Below are 24,902 nucleotides of genomic sequence, written 5' to 3' on the forward strand. Positions count from 1 at the left end.
GGTTCCTCCTGCTCTGCCTGTTCCGCTCGCTCCTCCTGCGCGGCTCAGGCCACCGCCGGGGCCGGGGCGAGACGGTTCAGGACGTCCAGGGCGAGATTGCGGGCGAGGGGCACCTTGTAGGCGTTGTCCCGCAGCGGCTCGGCGTGCGCGAGTTCCAGTGCCACGGCTCCCTCGAAGGCCGCGGGGGTCGCGGGGGCGCCCAGCAGGGCCAGCTCGGTGTGCCGGGCCCGCCAGGGCCGGTGGGCGAGCCCGCCGAAGGCGACCCCCGCGTGGTCGACGACGCCGTCCGCGACCCGCAGCACGACGGCCACGGACGCGAGGGCGAAGGCGTACGACGCCCGGTCGCGGGCCTTGCGGTAGGCGGACGGGATGCCGGCGGTGGCCGACGGGAGCAGCACACCGGTGATCAGTTCGCCGGGGCAGATCCAGGTGTCCCGGTCGGGATGCTCGCCGGGCAGCCGGTGGAACTCGGCCGCCGGAAGCCGCCGGGCGCCCTCGGTGCCGTACAGCTCGACCTGGGCGTCCAGCGCGGCGAGGGCGACGGCCATGTCGGACGGGTTGGTGGCGATGCAGTGCTCCGAGTGCCCGAGGACGGCGTGGTCGCGGTGGACGCCGTCCCGGGCGCCGCAGCCGCTTCCGGGCTCGCGTTTGTTGCAGGGTTTGTCCAGGTCCTGGAAGTAGGGGCAGCGGGTGCGCTGGAGCAGGTTGCCGCCGGTGGTGGCGGCGTTGCGCAGCTGCCCGGAGGCGCCCGAGAGGAGCGCCTGGGACAGCGCCGGGTAGCGGTCGCGGACGCGGGGGTCGGCGGCCAGGTCGCTGTTGCGGACGGTGGCGCCGACGCGCAGGGAGCCGTCGGGCAGCTCCTCGATGCCGGCCAGTGGCAGCCGGCCCACGTCGATGAGCAGGGCGGGCCGCTCCACGCCGAGTTTCATCAGGTCGACCAGGTTGGTGCCGCCGGCCAGATAGCGGGCGCCGGGGTGGGCGGCGTACGCCTCGACGGCCTCCTGGACGCTGCCGGGCCTGAGGTATCCGAAGCCGTTCACCGGATCACGTCCTCCACCGCCTCGACGATGCGCGGGTAGGCGCCGCAGCGGCACAGGTTGCCGCTCAGGCGCTCGCGGATCTCGGGCCGGTCCAGCGGGACGGGCCGGCCGGAGGGGGCCGCGGGGTCGGTGACGTGGGAGGGGTGGCCGGCGGCGGCCTCGGCGAGCATGCCGACGGCGGAGCAGATCTGCCCCGGGGTGCAGTAGCCGCACTGGAAGGCGTCGCGGTCGAGGAAGGCCCGCTGCAGCGGGTGCGGCCCCTCGCCGTCGCCGCCGAGGCCCTCGATCGTGGTGATCTCGCTGCCGTCGAGGGCGACCGCGAGCAGCAGGCAGCTGTTGAGGCGACGGCCGTCGGCCAGCACGGTGCAGGCACCGCACTGGCCGTGGTCGCAGCCCTTCTTCGCCCCGGTCAGGCCGAGGTCCTCGCGGAGCAGGTCCAGCAGGACACGCCGGTGGTCGACGTGCAGGGTGTGGGGCTTCCCGTTGACCCGGAGGGTGATCTCCGATGCGGGAGAGAGCTGGTTTTCTCTGGTCATGGCAGGAGTGGCCTTCCGGACGGGCCCTGGTGTCCGTCCAGTCCGCGTATCCACGCGGCGGTGCCTCACACGTCCGGCGGGCCACACCCTTCGCTCACGGGTAGCGGACGAGGTCCGCGACGTTGGCCGAGGAGTTCGAGGGTCCTCCGGTGTTGTTGATGACGTCACCGATGGTGCCGGTGCCGCCGAGGGAGACGGTGACCATGCCGGTGAAGCGGACGTTCGGGTTGTCCGGCACCTCGAAGGCACGGTCGGCGGTCACGCTCGGGTCGACGTTGAAGTAGCAGTAGCTGCCGAGGCCGTACGCCTGGTGGCTGGTGACCGAGTCGGCGACCGTGTAGGCGGCGTAGCCGCGCGTGGAGCCGCTCTGGAAGTGCTCCACGAACAGGCCGTACATCGTCACGTCGTCGCCGCCCACGACGAGTCCGGTGTCGGCGGTGTTGCTGGTCCAGCCGACGCCGCTGCCGTGGTCGGCGCGCCAGATCCATATGTGGTCGCCGATGACGTTCCTGCTGTTCACGACGAGTCTGGTGGCCGCCTTGCCGACGCCCGCTCCGCCGATGCGGAAGCAGACGTCGTGCAGGGAGGTCGGGTCGGCCGCGTGGGAGGCGGTGGAACCGGCCGGCCCGACCTCGACCAGGGTCTTCGAGCTGGTGGTGCCGGCGTCGAAGTTCTCCTGGGGGGTGGCGGGATCAGCCGGTGTAGCCGGCGAAGACGCGGGTGTAGTCCCAGGCGGACTGGTTCACGCCGGAGCAGCTGTCGGCGGGGCCGCCGGTGCAGGGCCGGTCGCGGTTGGCGGACCAGAAGGTGAGCCGGGCGAGGTGGTGCGCCTGTGCGTAGGCCAGGATGGTCCGGAAGTCGTTCACCGTGACGGTCTCGTTGTCGTCGGTGATGCCGTTCATGGACGAGATGCCCATGTCCCGGTAGGCCTGGTCGTCGCTGTAGTGATAGGCGTTCTTCAGCGCGTTCTTCAGGCCCTCGGCGGCCTGCGTGGTGAGGTTGCCCATGTTCTGTCCGGCGCCGCCGAAGTCGAACGGCATGATGGCCCAGGCGTCCACGGTCAGCCCGGAGGACGCGGCCCGGTTGATGAGGCTGGTGTCGGGCCCGCTCTGCCCGGTGCCGATGGTGATGTACACCTTCAGGCCCGGGTTGGCGGCCTTGACGGTCTTCAGCGCGTCCACGGTGCGCTGCTGCACGGTGCCGTTGCTGTAGGCGTCGGCCTCGATGTCGATGTCGATCGCCTTCAGGCCGTAGGCGTTGATGACCTTCTGGTAGGCCGCCGCCAGCTCGCTCGCGCTGGAGCAGGAGCTCTCCAGCTTGTTGCCGCTGTAGCCGCCGAAGGACGGGATGACGTCACCGCCGCCTGCCCGCACGGTGTTGACGGTCTGCTGGTCGACCCCGCCGGTCAGCGGGCGGCTGCCGTCCCACTGCGGGTTGCAGTAGCCGTTGCTGAGCACGAAGGCGAGGGTGAACCACTTCACGCCCGTGGCCTGGGTGATGGTGGCCGGGTTGGGCGGGCTGCCCCAGCCGTTGTAGAGGTACGGCGCGACGGCCATCGGCGCGGACGGGGTGCCGTCGCCCCCGCTCGCGGGCGCGTTCCACTTCTGGTTGGCGCCGCCGGTGCAGCTCCAGATCTGTGTCCGGGTGCCGTTGGCGGAGTTGTTGTCGGTGACGTCCAGGCACTTGTCCGCCTGCGGGTTGACGATGTCGTGGGCGGCGGTGACGGTCCACTTCTGGTTCGCGCCGCCGGTGCAGCTCCACAGCTGCACCTTGGCGCCGTCGGCGGTCGAATTGCCGGTCACGTCGAGGCACTTGCCGAGGGCGCGGATGGTGCCGTCGCTGCCGACCGTCCACTGCTGGGCGTTGGTGCCGTTGCAGTCGTAGAGCTGGACGGGCGTGCCGTCGGCCGAGTTGGCCCCGGCGACGTCGAGACACTTGCCGGCGAGCCCGGTGATGGCTCCGGTCGCGGCCTGGGCGGGGGAAGCGGTGAGCAGTCCGGCGGAGACTGCCAGTACGGCGAGGGGGACTGCTGCGGGGAGGGGTCTGGCCATGTGCGGGGCCGGCCTTTCACGTGGGGGGATGCGGCCCAACACCCGTGTGCAAGATGGGTGTTGGGGTGTCCGCAGGCTTTGTTTAAGGCGTGAAACTAAAGGTCCGGACCAGTGGAGTCAAGGGGGGAAGCAGTAAATGCGGGGAAACCCATGCCGTAGGCGAGCCCGCGGCCGGGAGGGCCCGCACCCCTGCGGCGGGCGTCGGCAACCACTCGGGCCGACGGAACCGATCAGGCCGACGACACCTCGGCCACCACCGCTTGCGCCGCGGCGGCGTCCCGCCCCGCGAACTGGGTCCGGTACAGCTCCGCGTACCGGCCCTCCCTCGCCAGCAGCTCCTCATGCGTGCCGCGCTCCACGATCCGGCCGGACTCCACGACGAGGATCTGGTCGGCGGTGCGGATCGTGGACAGGCGGTGGGCGATGACCACGGCGGTGCGGCCCTCCAAGGCCTCGGTGAGGGCTTCCTGGACGGCCGCCTCGGAGGTGTTGTCCAGGTGGGCGGTGGCCTCGTCCAGAATCACCACGCGCTGGCGGGCCAGCAGCAGCCGGGCGATGGTCATGCGCTGGCGTTCGCCGCCGGAGAGCCGGTAGCCGCGCTCGCCGACCACCGTGTCCAGGCCGTCGGGCAGGGACCGTACGACCTCGGCCAGGCGGGCGCGGCCCAGCGCGTCCCAGAGGTCGTCGTCCGTCGCCTCCGGGCGGGCCAGCAGGAGATTGGCGCGGACGGTGTCGTGGAAGAGGTGGCCGTCCTGGGTGACCATGCCGAGCGTGCCGCGCAGGGCGGCGGCGGTCAGGTCGCGGACGTCGACGCCCCCGATGCGGACCGCGCCCGCGTCGACGTCGTACAGGCGCGGCAGCAGCTGGGCGATGGTGGACTTGCCGGCGCCGGAGGAGCCGACGAGGGCGACGGTCTGGCCGGGTTCGGCGCGGAAGGAGATGCCGTGCAGGACCTCGGAACCGCCGCGGGTGTCGAGGGCGGCGACCTCCTCCAGGGAGGCGAGGGAGACCTGGTCGGCCGAGGGGTACGAGAAGCGGACGTCCTCGAACTCGACGGCGACCGGACCTTCGGGGACCGCACGGGCGTCCGGCTTCTCCTCGATCAGCGGCTCGAGGTCCAGCACCTCGAAGACCCGCTCGAAGCTCACGAGCGCGCTCATCACCTCGACCCGGGCTCCGGCCAGCGCGGTCAGCGGGGCGTACAGGCGGGTCAGCAGCAGGGCGAGGGAGACGACCGCGCCCGCCTGCAGGGTGCCGTGCAGCGCGAACCAGCCGCCGAGGCCGTAGACGAGGGCCAGCGCGAGGGCGGAGACCAGGGTGAGGGAGGTGATGAAGACGGACTGGGCCGTGGCCGTGCGGACGCCGATGTCACGGACCCGGGCGGCGCGGGCCGCGAACTCCGCCGACTCCTCCTCCGGGCGGCCGAACAGCTTGACCAGGGTGGCGCCGGGCGCGGAGAAGCGCTCGGTCATCCGGGTGCCCATGGCCGCGTTCAGCGCCGCCGCCTCGCGCTGCATGCGTGCCATCCGGCTGCCCATGCGGCGGGCCGGCAGCACGAACACCGGCAGCAGCACCAGCGCGAGCAGGGTGATCTGCCAGGACAGCGTGAGCATCACCGCGAGGGTGAGCAGCAGGGTGACCAGGTTGCTGACCACGCCGGACAGGGTGTTGGCGAAGGCCCGCTGGGCGCCGATCACGTCGTTGTTGAGACGGCTGACCAGCGCGCCCGTACGAGTCCGTGTGAAGAACGCGACGGGCATGCGCTGCACATGATCGAACACAGCCGTTCTGAGGTCGAGGATGAGTCCCTCCCCGAGCGTCGCCGACAGGCGCCGGCCGAGGATGCCCAGCGCCGCCTCCGCGAGGGCGACGAGCGCGATGAGCAGGGAGAGCCGGACCACCGTGCCGGAGTCGTGCCCCGCCACGATCGCGTCGACGACGCGGCCGGCGAGCACGGGGGTGGCCACGGCGAGCAGCGCGGTCACCACCCCGAGCACCACGAACCGGACGATGCCCGCGCGGTGCGGGCGGGCGAAGGCGGCGATACGGCGCAGCGTGACGCGGGCGAACGGACGGCGCTCGGCCTGTGCCGTCATGACACTGTGCAACTGCATCCACGCGGTGGTCTCCATGCTCATGGAAGAGAACGTAGAACCTCAAGCTTCGTTGAGGTCAATGTTCCTGGCTTTTCACCCGCCGTTGGTACGGCACGGAAAACCTCTGCTGATGTGACTGCCGTCCCGCTTCCCCCACCTCCCCGGGGACGACTCCCCCGTCGCGTCCCCGTCCGCCAGGCGCTGTGCCTGGTGCCGCTCGCGCTCGTTGCCGTCGTCGCCGTACGGAACCGCTCCCTGCTCGCCGAGGGCTTCGGCCAGCTGCGCGGCGCGTCCTGGCCGTGGCTCCTCGCGGCGGCCGGCGCCACCTGCCTGACCTGGGTGGCCGCCGCGTTCACCCGCCAGGGCGCCGTGGTGCAGCCGCTGCCGAAGGCACGACTGCTGGCCACCCAGTTCGCGGCGGCCTCGGCGAACCATCTGCTGCCCACCGGACTGGGTGCGGGCGCGGTGAACCTGCGCTTCATGACCGTGTGCGGGGTGCCGCTCGCCCGCTCCTCGGCCGCGCTCGCCCTGTACCTGCTGGCCGAGTCCGTGGGCCGGCTCGGACTGCTGTCCGTGCTGCTGCTGGCCTTCCCCGACGCGCTGCGGCTCGGCCCCCTGCTGCCGGACGGCTCGGCCGTGCCGCTGCTGCTGGGCGCGGCCGGCCTGCTGGCGGTGGCGGCGGCCGCCGTGGCCTTCGTACGACCGCTGCGCACCCGCGTGTACGCGTTCGTCCGGGACGCCCTCGGCGAGGCGCGGTCGGTGCACACCCGGCCGGCCCGCGCCCTGGCCCTGTGGGGCGGCTCGCTGGCGTTCCCGGCGCTGCAGGCGGCCGGTCTCGCCGCGGTCGGCCAGGCGCTGAGGCTGCCGGTGCCGGTGGCGCACATGGCGCTCGCCTATCTCGCGGCGACCGTCGCGGTGGCGCTGGTCCCCACACCGGGCGGCCTGGGTTCGGTCGAGGCGGCCCTGATCGTGGCCCTGGTCGCGGTGGGCGGCCCGGCCGCGGTGGCCACCGCGGTGGTCCTCGCCTACCGGATCATCACCGTGTGGGTGCCGCTGCTGCCGGGGGCGCTGACCCTGGGGGCGCTGGTCCGGTTCAAGGTCATCTGAGGCAGAGTGGCCTTCCCGACCAGAACGAGGAGGGCTTCCCATGCCGGTCCGCGTGGAGCGCACGGAGTACGTCACCACGATCGTCCTCTCCCGGCCTCGGGCCCGCAACGCGGTGGACGGTCCCACGGCCGCCGAACTCGCCGACGCCTTCCGTGACTTCGAGGCCGACGACGGTGCCCGGGTCGCGGTGCTGTGGGGCGAGGGCGGCACGTTCTGCGCGGGGGCGGACCTGAAGGCGATCGGTACCGAGCGCGGCAACCGCGTGGCCGAGGACGGCGACGGCCCGATGGGGCCGACCCGGATGCGGCTGTCGAAGCCGGTGATCGCGGCGGTGGCCGGGCACGCGGTCGCGGGCGGCCTCGAACTCGCCCTCTGGTGCGATCTGCGGGTGGCGGAGGAGGACGCCGTGTTCGGGGTGTTCTGCCGCCGCTGGGGCGTGCCGCTGATCGACGGCGGCACGGTACGGCTGCCCCGGCTGATCGGCACCGGCCGGGCCATGGACATGATCCTCACGGGCCGGCCGGTACCGGCCCGCGAGGCGTACGAGATGGGGCTCGCCAACCGCGTGGTGCCGACGGGGCGCGCCCGCGCCGAGGCCGAGGCGCTGGCCGCGGACATCGCCCGCTTCCCGCAGGCCTGCCTGCGCAGCGACCGCGCGTCGGTCCTCGACCAGGAGGGGCTGGACGAGGAGACCGCACTGCGCGGTGAGCTCCGGTACGGACTGGGCGTGCTGGCGCAGAGCGCGGAGGGTGCCGCACGGTTCGCCTCGGGGTCCGGTCGGCACGGGTCGTTCACCGATATGTGAGCGGTCGCGCACGGCACGGGCAGGCGCCCCGTTCAGCCCACGCTCACCCGTACCTCGCCGCCCTTCGGGTCGACCCGGCCCGTCCAGCGTGCGGTGAGGGTCAGGGTGCGCTTCGGCAGGGCGGTGCCGAGGCCCGGCCGCTCCCGGTGCAGGAGGCGGCCGTCCTGGTGAACCAGGAGGACCGGGCGGGTCAGCGGGGCGGCGGTGCGCAGGAGGTGGCGGGCGGGCGGGTCGGCCGGGGTGATGCGGTTCGGGGCGATCCAGCGCAGCGGAGCGTCGACGGCGAGCGGGACTCCGGGGTCCGGCCAGGGGGCGCCCGCCAGGAAGTCCAGGACGGCGCCGGCCACCCGGGCGCCCTCGCCGGCGGCCGTGCCGGCCCGCTCGACGGCGTGCAGGACGTTGCCGGCGGCGAAGACCCCGGGGCGTGAGGTGTGCAGGGCGCCGTCGACGGCGGGGCCGCGGGTGCCAGGGTCCAGGGCGAGGGCGCCGCGGCGGGCGAGTTCGTGGTCGGGGACGAAGTCGCCGGTGAACACGACGGTGTCGCAGGCCAGTACGGCCGTACGGCCGTCGCGATGGCGGACGCGGACCCCGGACAGGCGGCCGTGGCCGAGGAGTTCGGTGACCGTGGTGTGCGCCAGCAGCGGAATGCGGTCGCGCAACCGGGCCGACCGGGCACGGGCCCGGCCGGTCTGGGCCCGCTGGTGTTCCGTGACCAGCGCGACGACCTCGGCGCCGGCCGCGCGCACGGTGGCGGCCGCCGCGTAGGAGACGTCCTCGGCGCCGACGACGACCGCGCGGGTGCCGATCCGCTGCCCGAACAGATGGACCGCCTGCTGGAGTTCTCCGGTGGTGTAGACACCGGCCGGGCGCGTACCGGGCACCAGCCGGGCGGTGCGCGGGCGTTCACGGGCACCGGTCGCGAGGACGACGGCCCGCGCCTCGATGATCTCCGGTCCGCCGGGGCCGACGGCGGTGAGCGCCGTACCGGTACGGGGTCCGAGGGCACCGGGCACCGGACCGTCACCGGGGCCGTCGGGGCCGTCGGGGGGCACGGACGTCCCGGCCGCGCCCCGGTCCCGAGCCCCCGGCCCGGGTTCGGATGCCCCGGCGACCGCGGGGTTCGCAGCGCCCGGCCCCGCGCCGCGGGCGCCTGCCGCCCCCGCGTCCGTGGCTTCCACGTTCGCCGACGGCCCGGCCGCCACCCAGTCCAGGACCGTCACCCCGGTCCGGATCACCGCGCCCGCCCGCACGGCGGCCTCGGTCAGCAGCCGGGCGTATCCGGGGCCGGTCAGCGGACGCGTCCACGTGCCGAAGCCGCCGTGTGCGCAGTGCCGTGGGACCCCGCCCGGCTCGGCCTCCCGCTCCAGGACCTCCACGCGCCCGGCCCCGGAGGCGGCCAGCCGTGCGGCGGCCGCGAGTCCGGCGGGGCCGGCACCGACGACGAGGACGTCGACACGGCGTACGTCCGTCATGGCCGCCCCCTCCCGAACGGCTTCCGGGGCCGCACCGGTTCCCCGCCGGCCGGCTGCCCTGCCACCGACTCGCCCTCGGGACAGCCCCGTTCGAACAGCTCCCGCACCGCCGCCCCGCAGTAGAACCCCTGGCACCGGCCCGCCCGGGCCCGGGTGCGGCGGCGCAGGCCCTCCAGGGTGCGGGGCGGGATCGTACCCGCGAGGGCGTCCCGGATCTCGCCGCGGGAGACGCGCTCGCAGTGGCACACGAGGGTGCCGTACTCGGGGTCGGCGGCGATGAGTTCGGGCCGCTGGTAGGGGCGCGGGAAGGCCTCGCCGAGGTTGGGCATGGTCACCGGCTCCGGCTCGCGCACCGGGCCGAGGTCGAGCCCGTTCCCGGCCAGCAGGCCGGTGACGTGCGCGGCGATGGCCATCGACGCGGTCAGTCCGGTGGAGCGGATGCCGCCGACGGTGACGTACGCCTGCTCGGGGTGGGCGGCGATGCGATAGTCCTCCTGCCCGGTGGCCGCGCGCAGCCCGGCGTAGACGGCGGTGACCTCCTCGTCCAGGAGGGCGGGCAGGATACGGCGGCCCTTGGCCCTCAGGCCCGCCAGTCCGTCGGCGGTGGAGCCGGTGGCCCGCTTGTCGTCCAGGTCCTCGGCGGTGGGCCCCAGCAGCACGTTGCCGTAGACGGTCGGCGCGACCAGGACGCCCTTGCCGAGCGCGGTCGGGACGGGCAGCAGGATGTGCCGGACGAGCGGGCGGGCGAACTTGTCGTACACCAGCAGCTGGCCGCGGCGCGGGGTGACGGTGAAGTCCTGGTGGCCGAGCAGCCGGTCGACGGTGTCGGCGTGGAGTCCGGCCGCGTTGACCAGGTGGCGGGCGTTCAGGGTCCCACGGGAGGTGGTCAGGCGATAACCGTCCCGCCAACGCGCTTGCTCCACCGTGGTGTTCAGGTGCAGGTCCACTCCGGCGCGGACCGCCTGGGTGGCGTACGCCAGGGTCGTCGTCCAGGGGCAGACGATGCTCTCGCCGGGTACGTGCAGGGCGCCGAGCGCTCCGGGGCCGAGGTGGGGCTCGCGGGTGTAGAGCTCGCCGGGGTCCAGCCGGCGCGTCTCGTGGTAGCCGTTGCGCTCGGCCTTCGCGGCCAGCCGGGGCAGGGCGGCGAGCTGCTCCTCGTCCCAGGCGACCAGCAGGGCACCGACGCGTTCGACGGGGATGCCGGACTCGGCCGCGTAGGCGCCGAGCCGGTCGTAGCCCTCGCGGACCAGCCGGGCCTCCAGGGTTCCGGGGGCAGCGTCGAAACCGGTGTGCAGGATCGCCGTGTTGGCCTTGGAGGTGCCCTGCCCCACGTCGTCCCGGGCCTCGGCCAGGGCGACGCGCAGGCGGGGGTGGCGGGCGAGTTCCCGGGCGATGGCGCAGCCGACGACCCCGGCGCCGACGATCACGACGTCGTACGTCCGAGTGGGCAGCGGGCCGTGCGCGGTGACGGTCATGAGCCGAGCAGGGCCGCTACGGCGGCGCGGAAGCCGGCGCGGCGTTCGGCGGCCTGGTCGGCGGTGATGCGGGGTTCGTACACGGCGGCGGGCTTCCAGTCGGGCAGGGCCTGTTCCACGCCCAGGGTAGGGTCCGCGCCGAGGCGGGCGAGGGCGGCCGCGCCGAGTGCGGTCGCGTCGGGCAACGCGGATACCTCGACGGGGCGTTGCAGCAGGTCGGCCTGGGTCTGCATGAGCAGGGCCGAGCGGGTCAGGCCGCCGTCGACGCGGAGCGTGTCCAGCGGGGCGCCGAGGTCGGCGGCGGCCGCGTCGGCGAGTTCGGCGACCTGGGCGGTGATGCCTTCGCACAGGGCGCGCACGAGGTGGCCGGGGCCGGTGTCGAGGCCGAGTCCGGTGAGCGAGCCGCGCAGGTCGCCGCGCCACCAGGGGGCGGCGAGTCCGGCGAGGGCGGGGACGAAGGTGACGCCACCGCTGTCAGGGACGGCGCCGCCGACGGGGTCGAGGTCGGCGGCGGCGGAGAGGACGCCCAGGTCGCAGAGCCAGCGGACGGCGGAGGCCGCGGTGTAAACCTGGCCGTCCAGGCAGTAGGCGGTGGTTCCGGCGAGCCGCCAGGCCACGCAGCTGACCAGGCCGGAGGCAGGGCGCCGGGGCCGGTCGCCGGTGTGCGCGAGCAGGAACGCGCCGGTGCCGTAGGTGCACTTGGCGGCGCCGGGTGCGGTGACCCGCTGGGCGAGCAGGGCGGCCTGCTGGTCGACGATCAGTCCGGTGAGCGGGATCTCGCGGCCGAACGCCGTGGTGGTGCCGATGGGTTGGGCGTTGTCGGCGGGCCGCGGGAGCCGCTCGTCCGTGAGGCCGTACATCTCCAGCGCCCTCGGCGACCATTGCGCGCGGTCCAGATCGAGGAGTTGGGTACGGCCGGCGGTGGCGGCGTCGGTGGCGAAGGCGCCGGTGAGGCGGTGCACCAGCCAGGCGTCGGAGGTGGTGACGACGCCCTCGCGGGTGAGGTGGCGGCGGATCCAGGCCATCTTGGGCGCGGCGAAGTACGGGTCGAGGGGCAGCCCCGTCAGCGAGCGCAACTCCTCGGCGTGGTCGGCGAGTTCGGTGCACACGGTCTCGGCGCGCCGGTCCTGCCACACCAGGGCGTCGGTGAGCGGGCGGCCGTCGGCGGGATCCCAGGCGAGGACGGTCTCGCCCTGGTTGGCCAGGCCCAGCGCCACGACGTCCTCGCCCGCCTCGGCGAGCGCCTGCCGGCCGGCGTCGACCACGGAGTCGTACAGCTCGGCCGGGTCCACCTCGACCCGTCCGCCGGGCAGATACCGGGGGCGGACCTCGGCGAACCCGGATCCCAGGACGCCGCGTTCCGGACAGACCACGAGGGCCTTGGTGCCGGACGTGCCCTGGTCGACGGCGAGCACCGGACCCGTCATCGCGTCCCACCCCACTGCGCACCGAAGATCACCGCGCCAGCCTGCCGCCGCAGCGGGACGGCGTCAAGCACCTCGGGTTTCCAACTGGGCTGAATAAGTGGTTGAGTTGCCAACAATGGCAAGGCGGAACCCACGCCTCTATAGTGACCGCCGACCAGCACCCCACCCCTCGATCGCCGCCCACAGGAGGGCTGTTGTCACGCCACCCCGCCAGTTCGCCCGCGCGCCAGTGGCCCGGGGCAGACGGCTGATGGCCAGAGAAGGACCCCGTCCCTCCTACGACCCCGCCGGCCCCGACCACGCCCTGCGCGGCGCCCTCCAGGACCTGCGCACCGGCCGCTGGATGGCCATGCGCACGCTGCTCGCGGACACCCCGCCCGGCCGGCAGTGGACGCAGCGCACCCAGGTTCTCGCGACGGCCGCCGCCGGCACCGACGTGGTGCGTGCCTGGCTCGCGGAGGAGCCGGGCAGCGTCCACGCCGCGGTGATGCAGGCGCGGGTGGGGGTGGAGCGGGCACTGCGCGCCCAGCGGGAACGGCACCGTCGTACGCATGAGTTGTGGATCGAGGCCTGGGACGCCGCCCAGTCCGCCACCGGGATCGCCCCGAAGGATCCGGTGCCCTGGGTGTGTCTGCTGGCGCTGGCCCAGCTGGATCCGGAGCAGCGCTGGGAGGAGCACCGGGTGCCCGCGCCCGAGCCAATGCTGCCGCCGGGCCCCTGGGGGCTGCTGGCCGAGGCCGGCCGGCGCGACCCGTACAACCGCGAGGCCCACCACCGGATGCTCCAGTTCCTGTACGCGCGCGGCGGCTCCGGGAGGATCGCGGAGGCCGCCGCATACGCCCAGTGGGCCGCCGGGCAGGCCCCGCCGGGCTCGGCGCTGCACCTGCTGCCGCTGTACGTCCGCGTCGAGCGCTACCGGCGCGACAGCGGGCACGACGCGGCGCTCGATCTGCACTGGGTGGCGGAGGACGCGGCCCGGGAGGCGCGGCGCGCCCTGCACTCCTGGTTCGAGCGGACCGAGCGCGACGAACGCTCGCTGCCGGACCTCAACCACCTGGCCCACGCCCTGTGGGGAGCGCTCCGATTCCCCGACGCGGCAAGGGTGTTCGACGCCATCGGACCGTATTTCACGCCTCCGCCCTGGATGTACCGCACGCCCGACCGCGACCGTGCCGTGGAGGTCTTCGTCCAGGCCCGGGACCGCTGCCGGGCGGCCGCGGACGGCTCCCGCACCTGAACGGCCCCCCTCTCCCCGACGCTCTTGACCCGGAGGTCCCCCGCATGTCCCCCACCCCCGAGCCCGCGCCCTCGCCGGGCCTGCCCCAACAGGACGAGGAGAAGCGGCTGCGCGAACTCGGCTACCGGCCGGTACTGGCCCGTCGCATGGGCGGTTTCGGCAACTTCGCGATCAGCTTCTCGGTGATCTCGATCCTGTCCGGCTGCATGACCCTGTACGGCTTCGGCCTGAACACCGGCGGCCCCGCCGTGATGCTGTGGGGCTGGGCGGGCGTCGGCCTGTTCGTGCTGTGCGTCGGCCTGGCGCTCGCCGAGGTCACCAGCGCCTACCCGACCTCGGGTGCCCTGTACTACATGGCGGACCGGCTCGGCGGCCGACGCTGGGGCTGGTACACGGGCTGGCTGAATCTGCTCGGTCTGCTCGGTGCGATCGCCGGCATCGACTACGGCGCCGCCCTGTTCACCGGCGCGTTCGCCAACCTGCAGTGGGGCTTCACGCCGACGCCCGGCAAGACCATGCTGATCTTCTGCGCCATCCTGCTGCTGCACGCGGTGCTGAACCTGTTCGGCGTCCGCCTGGTCAGCCTGCTCAACTCTGTGAGCGTGTGGTGGCACCTGGCCGGTGTCGCGCTCATCGTGGGCGCGCTCGCGATCGTCCCCGACCACCACCAGTCGGCGTCCTTCGTGTTCACCAAGTTCGTCAACGAGACGGGCTGGCACAACCCGCTCTACGTGGCGGCGATCGGCCTGCTGCTCGCGCAGTACACCTTCTCCGGCTACGACGCCTCCGCGCACCTGTCGGAGGAGACCTCGCAGGCCTCGGTGTCGGCGGCGCGCGGCATCGTACGGTCCATCTGGGTGTCCTGGATCGCGGGCTTCGTGCTGCTCGCCGGCCTGACCTTCGCCATCCAGGACTACGACGCCACGCGCACCACCGACACCGGTGTGCCGCCCGCGCAGATCCTGCTCGACGGCCTGGGCACCGGCGGCGCCGGCGCGCTGCTGCTGGTGGTGATCGTCGCCCAGCTGTTCTGCGGCAACGCGGAGGTCGCGGCGGCCAGCCGGATGGTGTTCGCGTTCAGCCGCGACGGCGCGCTGCCCGGTTCGCAGCTGTGGCGCAAGGTGAGCGGCCGCACCCAGACCCCGGTCGCCGCCGTCTGGCTGTCCGTCGTCGTGGCCGGCGTCCTCGCCCTGCCGTCGCTGTACTCGACGACCGCCTACAACGCGGTGACCGCCATCAACGTCATCGGCATCACCCCCGCCTACGCCATCCCCGTGCTGCTGCGGCTGCGCGCGGGCGACCGTTTCCAGCCCGGTCCGTGGCATCTGGGCCGCTGGAGCCGGCCGGTCGGCTGGATCGCGGTGGTCTGGGTGGCCTGTGTGACCGTGCTGTTCTGCCTGCCGCAGGCCTCGCCGGTCACCGTCGACACGATGAACTACGCGTCGGTGGCGCTCGCCGTCGTCCTGGTCCTCGCGACCGTCTGGTGGTACGTCGCCCGCCGTTCGTACGGCACGCCCACCGCCGCCGCGTACGGCAGCGACCGCGACCAGGCCGAGCTCGCGGAGGGCATCGTCTGAGCCACCCGCGCGAAGACACCGGTCCGGGTGCGAACTGGCGTTCCGGATACGGCAGGATGAACGATCGCGCCGGTCGACGGGGTCCCGCCGGCCGGCGCGATCGCACATCCCGCACATCGAGCAGGTGACAACGTGACGAGACTTCACAACCCCGCAGCCGACGCGCGCCCCGGAGGTGACCGGTGAACCGCGCGCTGACCCTGGACGACCTCGTCCTCGCCGGAATCGCGGTGGCGGCGGGCCTGGTGCTCGCCTTCTTGTCCCGCACCCTGCTGCGCTGGCTCGCCAAGCACGCCAAGCGCACCCGCTGGAGCGGCGACGACGTCATCGTGGACGCGCTGCGCTCGGTCGTGCCGTGGGCGGCGATCGCGGGCGGCGCGGCGGCGGCCGCGGTCGTGCTGCCGCTGACGCGAACCGTGCAGCACCACACCGACCAGCTCCTGGAGGTGTGGCTGATCTTCGTGGTGACGCTGTCCGCGGCCCGGGTGATCGCGGGTCTGGTCCGCACGGTCACCCAGTCCCGTTCGGGGGTGGCGGGCTCGGCGACCATCTTCGTCAACATCACCCGGGTCCTGGTCCTCGCCATCGGCTTCCTGGTGGTCCTGCAGACCCTCGGCATCTCCATCGCGCCCCTGCTGACCGCCCTGGGCGTCGGCGGTCTGGCGGTCGCCCTGGCCCTGCAGGACACCCTCGCCAACCTCTTCGCCGGCATCCACATCCTGGCGTCCAAGACGGTCCAGCCGGGCGACTACATCCGGCTCGGCAGCGGCGAGGAGGGCTATGTCGTCGACATCAACTGGCGTCAGACGACGGTCCGCCAGCTCTCCAACAACCTGGTGGTCATCCCCAACGGCCAGCTCGCCAAGGCCAACATGACCAACTACACGCATCCCGAGCAGCGGTTGACGGTGCTGGTGCAGGTCGGCGTCGGCTACGACTCGGACCTGGAGCACGTGGAGCGGGTCACGGCGGAGGTCGTCGCCGAGACCATGAGCGAGGTCAAGGGCGCCGTACCGGACCACGAACCCGCCATCCGCTTCCACACCTTCGGCGACTCCCGCATCGGCTTCACGGTGATCCTCGGCGTCGGCGAGTTCAGCGACCAGTACCGCATCAAGCACGAGTTCATCAAGCGCCTCCACCGCCGCTACCGCGCGGAGGGCATCAGCATCCCGGCGCCCACCCGGACGGTGGCACTGCAGCAGGGCGCGGTCGTGATCCCGCAGCAGCGCAGCGGGGAGGAACTGGCGCCGCCCGCCCGGGGCGACTAGGCCGCGTCCGCACAGGCCGGCCCGCACGACCCGGTGACGCTGACCATGCGATGCCGGTCGTGCGGGTCAGGAGCCTGCTACAGGGTCTCGGCGGACTCCCTGCCCTGGACCACGCACAGGGCCCAGATGATGAACCCGGACAGCGCGATCATCACGACGGACCACACCGGGTAGTACGGCAGGGACAGGAAGTTGGCGATGATCACCAGCCCCGCGATGGCCACGCCGGCGACGCGTGCCCACATCGACGGGGTGAAGAGGCCGAAGCTGACGATCACGGCGATCGCGCCCAGGACCAGATGGATCCAGCCCCAGGTGGTGAGGTCGAACTTGAAGACGTAGTTCGGCGTCGTCACGAAGACGTTGTCCTGGGCGATCGCCATGATGCCCCGGAACAAACCGAGTAGCCCGGCGAGCAGCAGCATGACGCCCGCGAAGGACGTGAGGCCGCCCGCCCACGCCTGCCTGGTGCTGCGGGTATGGGCGCGGGTGGAGGGGGTCGTGGTCATAGGAGGCCTCGATTCGTTCTCGTGGGCGCGCCTCAGCGCCCTGTGGAGGTGGGTACGGATGCGTCGCCGCGCCGGGCCGGGCCGGCGTCGCTGAGGACAAGCTCCTTGGCCCTGCGGAACTCGTCGTCGGTGATGTCACCGCGCGAGCGCATGGCGGAGAGCTTGGCGAGTTCGTCGGCGCTGCTGGTGCCGGTCGCGCCCTGCGCGGTCTGCCGGACGTAGGAGTCGAAGGCCTCCTGCTGGGCGCGCGCCTGCGCCACCTCCCGCTGTCCCATGCCCTTGCCGCGGGCGATCAGGTAGACGAAGACACCCAGGAACGGCAGCACGACACAGAAGATCGTCCAGCCGGCCTTGCCCCAGCCGCCCATGTCGTCGTCGCGGAAGATGTCGACGATGACCCGGAACAGCAGGACGAACCACATGATCCACAGGAAGAACACCAGCATGGACCAGAAGACACCGAGGACCGGATAGTCGTACGCGAGGTAGTTCTGCGCGCTCATGTCTTTCCTCCATCCAGGGCACCGGCTCGCGGATTCGCCGAGCCGGTCTCTGCCGTTCTCACCATGCACACGGTCAAAGCGGCACGTCCTCACCCGAGGCGGGTGATCGTGCGCCCGGTTCAGTCCGTGGGGCCGGGTGCGCCCGGCACTTCCCCGCTCCTGCGCAGCGCGGCCCGCCATGTGAAGGCGACCGCCAGCTCGACCAGGCCCAGCAGCACGAGCCACAGCCCGAGCAGCCGGGTCAGGGCCCGCGCCGACTCGGCGGGCAGCGCCAGCACCGCGATCCCGGCCACGATGCCGAGCAGCGCGGCACCCAGGACGACACCCCGATGCGGCAGGTCCTTGGCGGCGATCGCCGTGTAGAGGGTGAGCACGCCGGACACCAGCCACACGAGCCCGACGACCAGCGCCAGCGCGGTGATGGTCTGCAGCGGATGGCGCAGGCAGAGCACGCCGGCCAGGACGTACAGCACGGCGACCAGCAGGCCGGGCAGCCGGTCGGAGTGGTCCTCCCGCGCGAACGCCGTCACGAACCGGATCGCGCCGCCGAGCAGCAGGTACAGGCCGAGGACGACGGCGAGGACGTGCAGCGTCTCGTCCGGCCAGACGAGGATCAGCACGCCCGGTACGAGCGTCACGATCGCCGACGCCAGGATCCAGGTCCAGGAGCGGGCGATCGCCGTCATGGCCTGTACGGGGCCGGTGCCCGCCGCGCCGGGCGGATACGACAGCCCGGCCCGCGGTCGCTGTCCACGCGGTTCGCTCATGGCTCCTCCTCGCCCCCTCCGGCACCGGCCGCGCACGCACCGCCGGCGGGGCGGCCCGCGGCCCTGGAGCGGACAGCATTCCCGGGGCGGCCGCCCCTGCGGATCACCCGCCGCGGGTGATCCCCCCGCCCGGACCGGGCGGTGGGCTGGAGCGGCGGGCCCACGGCCCGTGTTCCCCGGTCCCCGCGCGAGGCGGGACCGGCGGCGAGAGGCAGGCCGCAGGACCAGGAGGGTGGATCATGACCGCACCGAATGCCGTCACCGTCGCTTTGTCGCCGGCCGACCGGGCGGCCCACGGCAGGAGGGCGCGGCGGCACGCCCCGCGCTCGGGCCACGGCGTGTTCGAGGCCGCGCCGGACCGGCCGGACGTGGTCGACGTACTGGAACAGCAGTCGGCCACCCGGGTGCCGGAGTTGGTGCCGATCCGCTACGGCCGCATGCTCGAATCCCCCTTCCGCTTCTACCGCGGCGCGGCGGCGGTCATGGCGGCGGACCTGGGCGCGCTGCCCGGGACCGGGCTGCGGGTCCAGCTGTGCGGGGACGCCCATCTGCTGAACTTCGGGCTGCTGGCCTCCCCGGAACGGCATCTGGTGTTCGACATCAACGACTTCGACGAGACGTTCCCGGGTCCCTTCGAATGGGACGTCAAGCGGCTGGCGGCCAGTCTCGCCGTCGCGGGGCGCGACAACGGCTTCACGGAGAAGGAGCAGGACGACGCGGTGCGCACCTGCGTGCGGGCCTACCGGGAACGCATGCGGGAGTTCGCCGGCATGCGCACCCTGGAGATCTGGTACGCCCGGGACGACGCCGACCGGATGCGCGGGCTGCTGGCGGCCTCGATGGACGAGGAGGGCAGGCGCCGTACGGCCGAGGCGGCCGACCGCGCCCGTTCCCGGACGCATCTGCGGGCCTTCGCCAAGCTCACCCGGCTCACGCCCGAGGGCCGCCGGATCGCCGCGGACCCGCCGCTGCTCACCCCCCTGCGGGGGCTGCGGGGCGAGACCTCCCCCGACGAGGAGGACAAGCAACTCCAGGCGCTGCTGGAGTCGTACGCGCGCACCCTGCCCGCGGACCGGCGGCACCTGCTGCGGCACTACCGGCTGGTGGACATGGCGCGGAAGGTGGTCGGGGTCGGCAGCGTCGGCACCCGGTGCTGGATCCTGCTGCTGCTCGGCCGGGACGACTACGATCCGCTGCTGTTGCAGGCCAAGGAGGCACAGGAGTCGGTGCTCGCGCCGCACACGGGCGGCGAGCGGTACGACAACCAGGGCCGCCGGGTGGTGGCGGGGCAGCGGCTCCTTCAGGCGTCCAGTGACATCTTCCTGGGCTGGACGCACGTCGTGGGCCTCGACGGGCGCGACCGGGACTTCTACGTACGGCAGCTGTGGGACTGGAAGGGCAGCCTCCGGCCGGAGAGCTGGGACCCGGACCTGCTGAACCTGTCCGGCCAGGTGTGCGGGGCCGCCCTGGCCCGGGCCCATGCGCGCTCCGGTGATCCCGTCGCCATCGCCGCCTACCTCGGGGCCGGGGACCGCTTCGACCGCGCGCTGACCGGGTTCGCGCAAGGCTACGCGGACCGCACCGAGCGGGACTTCGAGGCACTGCGCGAGGCGGTCCGCTCGGGCCGGATCACGGCGGCCGACCTGTGAGCACGGCCGTCCCGCGGACGGCGGGTGCCGGTCACTCCGGCAGCTGGCGCATCTCCACGACCCGCAGTCCCAGCGACTGGCAGCGGTTCAGCAGCCCGTAGAGGTGCGCCTCGTCGATGACGGGACCGAACAGCACCGTCTGACCGGACATCATCACGTGATCCAGTTCCGGAAAGGCCTCGGTGAGGGTCTCCGACATCTGTCCGTCGACGCGGATCTCGTAGAGCATGGGCCGTTCTCCCGCCGCGAGCTGCGGTCTTGCCTGCGATCCTGCTCCGCCCGGCCGCACCGGGCCTCACCCGGCACAGGTGATCCGGGCCCGGGCCTCAGTGCGTCAGGGTGATCTTGAACATGGTGATCGCCAGGCCGAGCAGCAGATTGACCGCGGCGGTGCCCGCCACCAGGCGCCAGGACGCGCCCGCCTGCCGTGCGCCGGCCGCGGACCAGCCGACCTGGCCGGTCACGGCGACGGCGACCGCCAGCCAGACCGCGCCGTCGACGCCCAGGCCGAGCAGCGGGCTCACGGCGACGGCGAGGGCGGGCGGGACGGCCGCCTTGACGATCGGCCACTCCTCGCGGCACACCCGCAGGACCGTCGGCCGGTCCAGTGCCTGTTGTGCCAGACGGGCGCCGAACAGCTGGGCGTGGACGTGCCCCACCCAGAAGACGAGACCGGTGAGCAGCAGCAGGACGACCAGCTCCACGCGGGGGAACTTCCCCAGCGCGCCGGCGCCGATCACCACCGACGTGGCGAGCATCGATCCGTACACGGCACCCGTGTAGTCGGCGTGGGCGCGGCGCTCGGCACGGCGTTCCCGTGCCTCGGTGCGGCCGGTGGGGGACATCGCCGTACTCTCGCGCTCACTCCGTGGCGCCGGTCACCCGGGCCGGCGCGCCGCCCTTCGCCGGCTGCGGCCGCCGGGCCGGCCCGGTCGGCAGGTGCGGGGTGACGAGGAGGCTCGCGAGGGTGATACCCCCGGTGGCGAGGATCGCCGCCCGCAGACCGTCGAGCTGGGCCGAGGCGTACGCGGAGGTGAGGGCGTCGACCTCGGACGGGGGCAGTCCGGCGCGCTGGGCGGCCGAGCGCACCTGGTCGGTGGGCACGAAGCTGATCCCGGCCTCCAGGCGGACGCCGGTCTGCTGCCGGGTCTCGGCCGACAACTGCGGATGGCTCTCCACGCCGGCGGTGAACGCGTGCGCCAGCGCGCCGATGAGTATGGACCCGATGAGCGCGGTACCCAGCGCCGAACCCAGGTTCTGCGCCGTGAACTGCAGGCCGCCCACCTCGCTGCGTTCCGCCTCACCGGCACTCGACTGGACGACGTTGCCCAGCTGGGAGGCGAGCAGCCCCATGCCGATGCCGAGCACCGCCATGGCGCCGGCGAACTGTGCGTTGTCGATGTCCGGTTCGATGGTGGCGAGCAGCCAGACGATGGCCGCGGCCAGGGTCAGCAGGCCCAGCCGGACGACCCGGCGCGGTCCCATGGTGCGGCCGAGCCGGGCGGCACCGAGGGAGGTGACGAGCATCGTGATGGACACCGGCAGCAGCCGCAGCCCCGTCTGGAAGGCGTCGAATCCCTGCACCACCTGCAGGTACAGCGGGATGGTGAAGAACAGTCCGAGCAGGATCAGGTTCTGGCTCAGCAGGGTGAGCAGGCCGGAGCGCAGGGGCGGCCGGCCGAACAGGGACAGGTGCACCAGGGGGTCGGCGCCCGCGGCCTCCCGCCTGCGGTCCCAGCGCACGAACAGGGCCAGCACGGCCACCCCGGCGGCGATGACGAAGAGGGTGGGCGCGAAGCCCAGCACGGTGAAGGGCGGGTTGCGCGGGTGCACCCAGCCCCAGGTGCTGCTCTGCAGCACGCCGAGCACGCCCAGGCCCAGTCCGCCCGCCGAGAGCACCGCGCCGACCACGTCCAGCCGGTGCGGCGGTCCGGTCCGCGCGGCCTCCTTGACCACCCGGTGGCACAGCAGGACGACGAGGACGACCACGACCTCGCCCGCGAAGACGAGCCGCCAGGTCAGATACGTCGTCACCCAGCCGCCCAGCAGCGGGCCGACCGCGATGCCGGCACCCGCGAGGCCGCCGATCACGCCGTAGGCGACGGCCCGGTCCTTGCCGCGGTAGGCCTCGGCGACCAGGGCCGCCATCGCGGGCAGCACCATCGCGGCGCCGAGTCCCTCGATCACCGACCAGCCGAGCGCGAGCACCCACAGGGTGGGCGCCACGGCGGTGAGCGCCGACCCGATGCCGTAGACGATCAGGCCGAGCAGGAACAGCCTGCGGCGGCCGTGGATGTCGCCGAGCCTGCCTCCGATGATCATGAACGCGGCCATGACCAGCGCGTACAGCGTGATCACGGCCTGGATGGCGGTGACCTCGGTGTGGAAGTCCTCGACCAGTTGGCTGATGGAGACGTTCATGACGGACGTGTCCAGGACCATCAGGAACTGGGCCGTTCCGAGCACCATCAAAGTGCGCCAGTGTCCCATGCCGTCCACCACCTCACCGCGTACTCCCGCCACTCTCAGGGGAGCGGGCGGTGCCGCCGCGCGCCTCACCCTTCACGGGCGAGACGCCCGGCCCCGGGTCAGATCAGCCCGTGCTCGCGGGCCCGGCGCACCGCCTCGGCGCGCCCGTTCACACCGAGTTTCCGGTAGGCGCTCTTGAGGTGGGTCTTCACCGTGTTGACCGAGACGTACAGGTCGGCGGCGATCTCCTCCGTGGACATCAGGTCGGCCAGCCTGCCCACGACCTCGCGTTCGCGTCCGCTCAGCTCCTCCACGACCGGGGACGAGGGGTCCGCGGCCGCCCCTGGACCGCCGGGCGAGGCCGGGCCGCACGGGGTGAGCCAGCCGGCGGCCAGGCCCTGCAGCGGCGGTGTGTCCAGCAGGTACCGGATCCGCGGTCCGGCTTCGAGGAAGGGGCGTCGCAGCCGCTCGCGCCGGGCCTCCCGCAGGGCACGGGCGAGCAGTGTGCGCGCGGTGGCGGCATCGGACTCCTGGGCGGCCTCGGCCCGCACCAGCGCGGCCCGCACGGTCGCTCGCGGTCCGGGGCGGCCCTGCGTCCGCATGTGGTCGAGCAGGTCGATGGCCGCTTCGTGGTCGCCCGCGGCGAACCGGGCCCAGGCCAGCTCCGCCGCGCACGCGGGCTCACCGTCGCAGGAGACGTCGTCGAGCACCTTCAGGGCGCTGTCCGGGCGGCCCTCGGCCAGCTGGACAGCGGAGGCGACCAGCGCGGTGTGCGCCTGTGCCCAGGGGGAGGCCACCAGGGCCGGTACGTCGAGGTCGGCCGCCGCCGCGGCGGCCCGTGGCTCACCCCGCGACAGCAGCAGCCGTGCCGTCACGAGGGACCGGCCGGCGGCCGTCACCGGATCGCCCGGGGCTCCGGAGTCCGCAACCTCGTCCAAGAGGGCCTGGGCCTCGGCCGGTTCGCCGCGATCGACGGCCACGGCCGCCAGCACCAGCTGACCGAGGCCCGAGCCGCAGGACCGGGGGCGGCCGAGGCCGTACCGCTCCGCTTCGCGCAGGGCCGCCCGCGCCTTGCGCTCCGCCCGGCACAGCCAGCCGCCCAGGTAGTCGATCAGCGCCAGCTGAGCGAGGGCGTCCTCGCGGGGCAGCGCCGTGGAGACGCCGCTGGGGCATCCGGCCACCTCCGACAGGGCGGCGCGGGCGTCGTCGAAGCGCCCGGCCCACAGCCGGGCCGAACCCAGGTGGGTCAGCAGCAGGGCGGTGAACTCGGGGTGCTTCTCCAGCAGCTGGGCGGAGACCTCGGCGCGCAGTTCCCCGGCCGTCGCCACGGCCTGTTCGGCCATGCCGGGCGAGCCGGTCAGCCGGGCCGCCAGGGACTGCAGCAGCGCACAGCTCAGCCGGCCCGCGGCGTCGGTGTCCGCGGCGAGGCGCTCCTCGGCCCGGCGCAGATGGACCAGGCCGCGTTCCACGTCGGAGGCGGACAGCTCGCGCGCGGCGCGCACGAGGTCCGCCGCCGCGTTCGTCCCCTCGGGCCCCATGCGGGAGAACAGCTCGGTGAGGTCGCTCGCGCGCAGGCCGGTGAAGAGCTGACCGATCGCCAGGTCGTCGACGAGGGCCTGGGCGGTGAGGTTCCAGTCGCCGGCGGCGGCACCGTGCGCCAGCGCCTCGGGCAGGGCGCCGGAGCCGCGCAACCACTGTGCGGCCCGCCGGTGGAGCTCGGTCTCGAGTCCTGGCGAGCGGACCCTGAGATGGACCCGGAGGATCTCGCCGAACAGCGGGTGCAGGCGGTACCAGGAGTGCCCGAGGTCCTCCACGAAGGCGTTCTGGCCGTGCAGTGCGGCGAGGGCCTGCTCGGCGCCGCCGCGCCCGGTCAGCTCCGCCACCAGTGCCGGGGTGAACCTTTCCACGACGCTGACGCGCAGCAGGAGGTCCTGGACGCGGGCCGGCTGCCGTTTCAGCACCTCGGCCAGCAGGAAGTCGGCGATCGGGCTCCGGCCCGCCTCGAAGTCCTTCAGATACCGCTCGGGGTCCGGGCTCTGCCGTGCGGCCAGGGCGCACAGGCGCAGCCCGGCGGCCCAGCCTCCGGTGCGCTCCACCAGGGCACGGGTGGCCTCCGCGGGCAGCCGCAGCCCGTGCAGGTCCAAAAGCGCGGCGGCCTCGTCGTCGGTGAAGGCCAGCTCGGCGTCCCGGATCTCGGTCATGTCCCCGGCCGCCCGGTAGCGGTGCAGCGGCAGCAGCGGCTCGGTGCGGGTGACGAGGACCAGGCGCAGCCCCTGACCGGAGTGGTGCAGGACGAACTCCAGCTGTTCCGCGATCCGTGCCGAGGTCACCCGGTCGAACTCGTCCAGCACGAGGACGGCGGGCCGCTCCAGCCCGCTCAGTTCGTCGGCGAGACGGGCCAGCAGCCTGTGGTCCACGCGATGCGCCTCGCCGGGGCAGCCGAGGTCGGCCGGGAGCGGCACCCCGGCGGCCCGCAGCGCCTGGAGCACATAGGCCCAGAAGACTCCGCAGCCCTGGTTCCCCGCCTCGTTGGTGAACCAGGCGACCGGTTGTCCGAGCCGCGCGGCCCAGTCCGCGACCAGCAGGGTCTTGCCCGCGCCGGCCGAGCCGTTGACCATCGTCAGGGGGGTCTCGAAGGCCTGGTCGAGGCGTTCGGCGAGCCGCGGGCGGCGCAGGAACGTGGCCGGCGTGGCGGGCAGGGCGAACCGGGTCTGCAGAAACGGCTCTCCCATGGGATCGACGTGCGTGACGGCCGATCGCCTCGTCTGCTTCTGCCGCGTGGTCACAGGGTCACCGCCGGCTTGCGGAGCGGGCTCCACTCGATCAGGATCCCAGTCTTTCGGCCGTCCCGCAGTTCGCACCCGGCCGCCGCCCGGCCCGTCCACGCTTCCCGGCACGGCACCCGAAGGTC

At 73.5% G+C, this 24,902-nt stretch carries 20 protein-coding genes and 1 pseudogene; 6 read left to right on the forward strand and 15 right to left on the reverse strand.

The genetic code is table 11. The annotated features are described in order from the left end of the window. Positions 1 to 44 precede the first annotated feature (44 nt). The 5 genes and pseudogenes from ACIBJF_RS14450 to ACIBJF_RS14470 all read right to left on the reverse strand — a co-directional run bounded on the left by ACIBJF_RS14450 (position 45) and on the right by ACIBJF_RS14470 (position 5,759). Positions 45 to 1,040 carry an FAD binding domain-containing protein gene (locus tag ACIBJF_RS14450; protein ID WP_399174033.1) on the reverse strand — a complete coding sequence of 332 codons (996 nt, stop codon included), beginning with the start codon at positions 1,038 to 1,040 and terminating at the stop codon, positions 45 to 47. Then, positions 1,037 to 1,576 carry a 2Fe-2S iron-sulfur cluster-binding protein gene (locus ACIBJF_RS14455; protein WP_351808148.1) on the reverse strand — a complete coding sequence of 180 codons (540 nt, stop codon included), beginning with the start codon at positions 1,574 to 1,576 and terminating at the stop codon, positions 1,037 to 1,039. Before ACIBJF_RS14455 ends, ACIBJF_RS14450 begins: the two co-directional genes overlap by 4 nt. A 94-nt stretch (positions 1,577 to 1,670) precedes the next feature. Then, a pseudogene (locus tag ACIBJF_RS14460) lies at positions 1,671 to 2,246 on the reverse strand (coagulation factor 5/8 type domain-containing protein); the annotation flags it as partial. A 22-nt stretch (positions 2,247 to 2,268) separates the two neighbouring features. Next, a complete protein-coding gene (locus ACIBJF_RS14465) occupies positions 2,269 to 3,627 on the reverse strand; it encodes a lectin (protein ID WP_399174034.1) in 1,359 nt (452 codons plus the stop codon). 230 nt (positions 3,628 to 3,857) lie between these two features. After that, positions 3,858 to 5,759: an ABC transporter ATP-binding protein gene (locus ACIBJF_RS14470; protein ID WP_399174111.1), complete on the reverse strand. Its 1,902-nt coding sequence runs from the start codon at positions 5,757 to 5,759 to the stop codon at positions 3,858 to 3,860. A gap of 96 nt (positions 5,760 to 5,855) precedes the next feature. Here ACIBJF_RS14470 and ACIBJF_RS14475 point away from each other — a divergent pair, with 96 nt between their 5' ends. Next, entirely contained in the window at positions 5,856 to 6,830 is a 975-nt protein-coding gene (locus ACIBJF_RS14475; protein ID WP_399174035.1) for a YbhN family protein, read from the forward strand. A gap of 40 nt (positions 6,831 to 6,870) precedes the next feature. Continuing rightward, a complete protein-coding gene (locus ACIBJF_RS14480) occupies positions 6,871 to 7,635 on the forward strand; it encodes a crotonase/enoyl-CoA hydratase family protein (RefSeq protein ID WP_399174036.1) in 765 nt (254 codons plus the stop codon). 32 nt (positions 7,636 to 7,667) lie between these two features. On the opposite strand, the gene ACIBJF_RS14485 is transcribed toward ACIBJF_RS14480, so the two are convergent. From ACIBJF_RS14485 to ACIBJF_RS14495, 3 genes are read right to left on the reverse strand one after another with little or no spacing between them, the layout of a single operon-like run. After that, positions 7,668 to 9,107 carry an NAD(P)/FAD-dependent oxidoreductase gene (locus ACIBJF_RS14485; protein WP_399174037.1) on the reverse strand — a complete coding sequence of 480 codons (1,440 nt, stop codon included), beginning with the start codon at positions 9,105 to 9,107 and terminating at the stop codon, positions 7,668 to 7,670. Continuing rightward, a complete protein-coding gene (locus tag ACIBJF_RS14490; RefSeq protein ID WP_399174038.1) occupies positions 9,104 to 10,582 on the reverse strand; it encodes an FAD-dependent oxidoreductase in 1,479 nt (492 codons plus the stop codon). Before ACIBJF_RS14490 ends, ACIBJF_RS14485 begins: the two co-directional genes overlap by 4 nt. After that, positions 10,579 to 12,009: an FGGY family carbohydrate kinase gene (locus tag ACIBJF_RS14495; RefSeq protein ID WP_399174039.1), complete on the reverse strand. Its 1,431-nt coding sequence runs from the start codon at positions 12,007 to 12,009 to the stop codon at positions 10,579 to 10,581. The genes ACIBJF_RS14490 and ACIBJF_RS14495 overlap by 4 nt, the downstream gene beginning before the upstream one ends. A 250-nt stretch (positions 12,010 to 12,259) precedes the next feature. Here ACIBJF_RS14495 and ACIBJF_RS14500 point away from each other — a divergent pair, with 250 nt between their 5' ends. The 3 genes from ACIBJF_RS14500 to ACIBJF_RS14510 all read left to right on the forward strand — a co-directional run bounded on the left by ACIBJF_RS14500 (position 12,260) and on the right by ACIBJF_RS14510 (position 16,094). Beyond that, positions 12,260 to 13,246 (forward strand): hypothetical protein, encoded by a 987-nt coding sequence (locus ACIBJF_RS14500; RefSeq protein ID WP_399174040.1) that lies wholly within the window; start codon positions 12,260 to 12,262, stop codon positions 13,244 to 13,246. Between the two features lie 44 nt (positions 13,247 to 13,290). Then, positions 13,291 to 14,823, forward strand: a complete 1,533-nt coding sequence (locus ACIBJF_RS14505) for an amino acid permease (protein WP_399174041.1) — start codon at positions 13,291 to 13,293, stop codon at positions 14,821 to 14,823. A 182-nt stretch (positions 14,824 to 15,005) separates the two neighbouring features. After that, on the forward strand, positions 15,006 to 16,094 hold the full coding sequence (locus ACIBJF_RS14510; protein WP_399174042.1) for a mechanosensitive ion channel family protein: 1,089 nt from the start codon (positions 15,006 to 15,008) through the stop codon (positions 16,092 to 16,094). Positions 16,095 to 16,171: 77 nt separating this feature from the next. Here the strand turns inward: ACIBJF_RS14510 and ACIBJF_RS14515 are convergent, their stop codons facing one another. From ACIBJF_RS14515 to ACIBJF_RS14525, 3 genes are all read right to left on the reverse strand, one after another. Next, positions 16,172 to 16,603 carry a hypothetical protein gene (locus ACIBJF_RS14515; RefSeq protein WP_399174043.1) on the reverse strand — a complete coding sequence of 144 codons (432 nt, stop codon included), beginning with the start codon at positions 16,601 to 16,603 and terminating at the stop codon, positions 16,172 to 16,174. Positions 16,604 to 16,635: 32 nt separating this feature from the next. After that, positions 16,636 to 17,106, reverse strand: coding sequence for an SHOCT domain-containing protein (locus tag ACIBJF_RS14520; protein WP_399174044.1), 471 nt, complete (start codon positions 17,104 to 17,106; stop codon positions 16,636 to 16,638). A 119-nt stretch (positions 17,107 to 17,225) separates the two neighbouring features. Further along, complete coding sequence (locus tag ACIBJF_RS14525) at positions 17,226 to 17,873, reverse strand: HdeD family acid-resistance protein (RefSeq protein ID WP_399174045.1); 648 nt, start codon at positions 17,871 to 17,873, stop codon at positions 17,226 to 17,228. A gap of 239 nt (positions 17,874 to 18,112) precedes the next feature. Between ACIBJF_RS14525 and ACIBJF_RS14530 the strand changes: the two genes are divergently transcribed. Further along, entirely contained in the window at positions 18,113 to 19,522 is a 1,410-nt protein-coding gene (locus tag ACIBJF_RS14530; RefSeq protein WP_399174046.1) for a DUF2252 domain-containing protein, read from the forward strand. A gap of 31 nt (positions 19,523 to 19,553) precedes the next feature. Here ACIBJF_RS14530 and ACIBJF_RS14535 read toward each other — a convergent pair whose 3' ends face one another. The 4 genes from ACIBJF_RS14535 to ACIBJF_RS14550 form a co-directional block, all read right to left on the reverse strand. Continuing rightward, complete coding sequence (locus ACIBJF_RS14535; protein WP_351808134.1) at positions 19,554 to 19,751, reverse strand: hypothetical protein; 198 nt, start codon at positions 19,749 to 19,751, stop codon at positions 19,554 to 19,556. A 97-nt stretch (positions 19,752 to 19,848) separates the two neighbouring features. Next, positions 19,849 to 20,367 carry a hypothetical protein gene (locus tag ACIBJF_RS14540; RefSeq protein WP_399174047.1) on the reverse strand — a complete coding sequence of 173 codons (519 nt, stop codon included), beginning with the start codon at positions 20,365 to 20,367 and terminating at the stop codon, positions 19,849 to 19,851. 16 nt (positions 20,368 to 20,383) lie between these two features. Further along, positions 20,384 to 22,012, reverse strand: a complete 1,629-nt coding sequence (locus ACIBJF_RS14545) for an MFS transporter (RefSeq protein ID WP_399174048.1) — start codon at positions 22,010 to 22,012, stop codon at positions 20,384 to 20,386. Between the two features lie 98 nt (positions 22,013 to 22,110). Further along, positions 22,111 to 24,723 carry a LuxR C-terminal-related transcriptional regulator gene (locus ACIBJF_RS14550; protein WP_399174049.1) on the reverse strand — a complete coding sequence of 871 codons (2,613 nt, stop codon included), beginning with the start codon at positions 24,721 to 24,723 and terminating at the stop codon, positions 22,111 to 22,113. Positions 24,724 to 24,902 lie beyond the last annotated feature (179 nt).

Source organism: Streptomyces sp. NPDC050743, from assembly GCF_044456925.1.
In the GTDB taxonomy this organism is placed as follows: Bacteria; Actinomycetota; Actinomycetes; order Streptomycetales; family Streptomycetaceae; genus Streptomyces.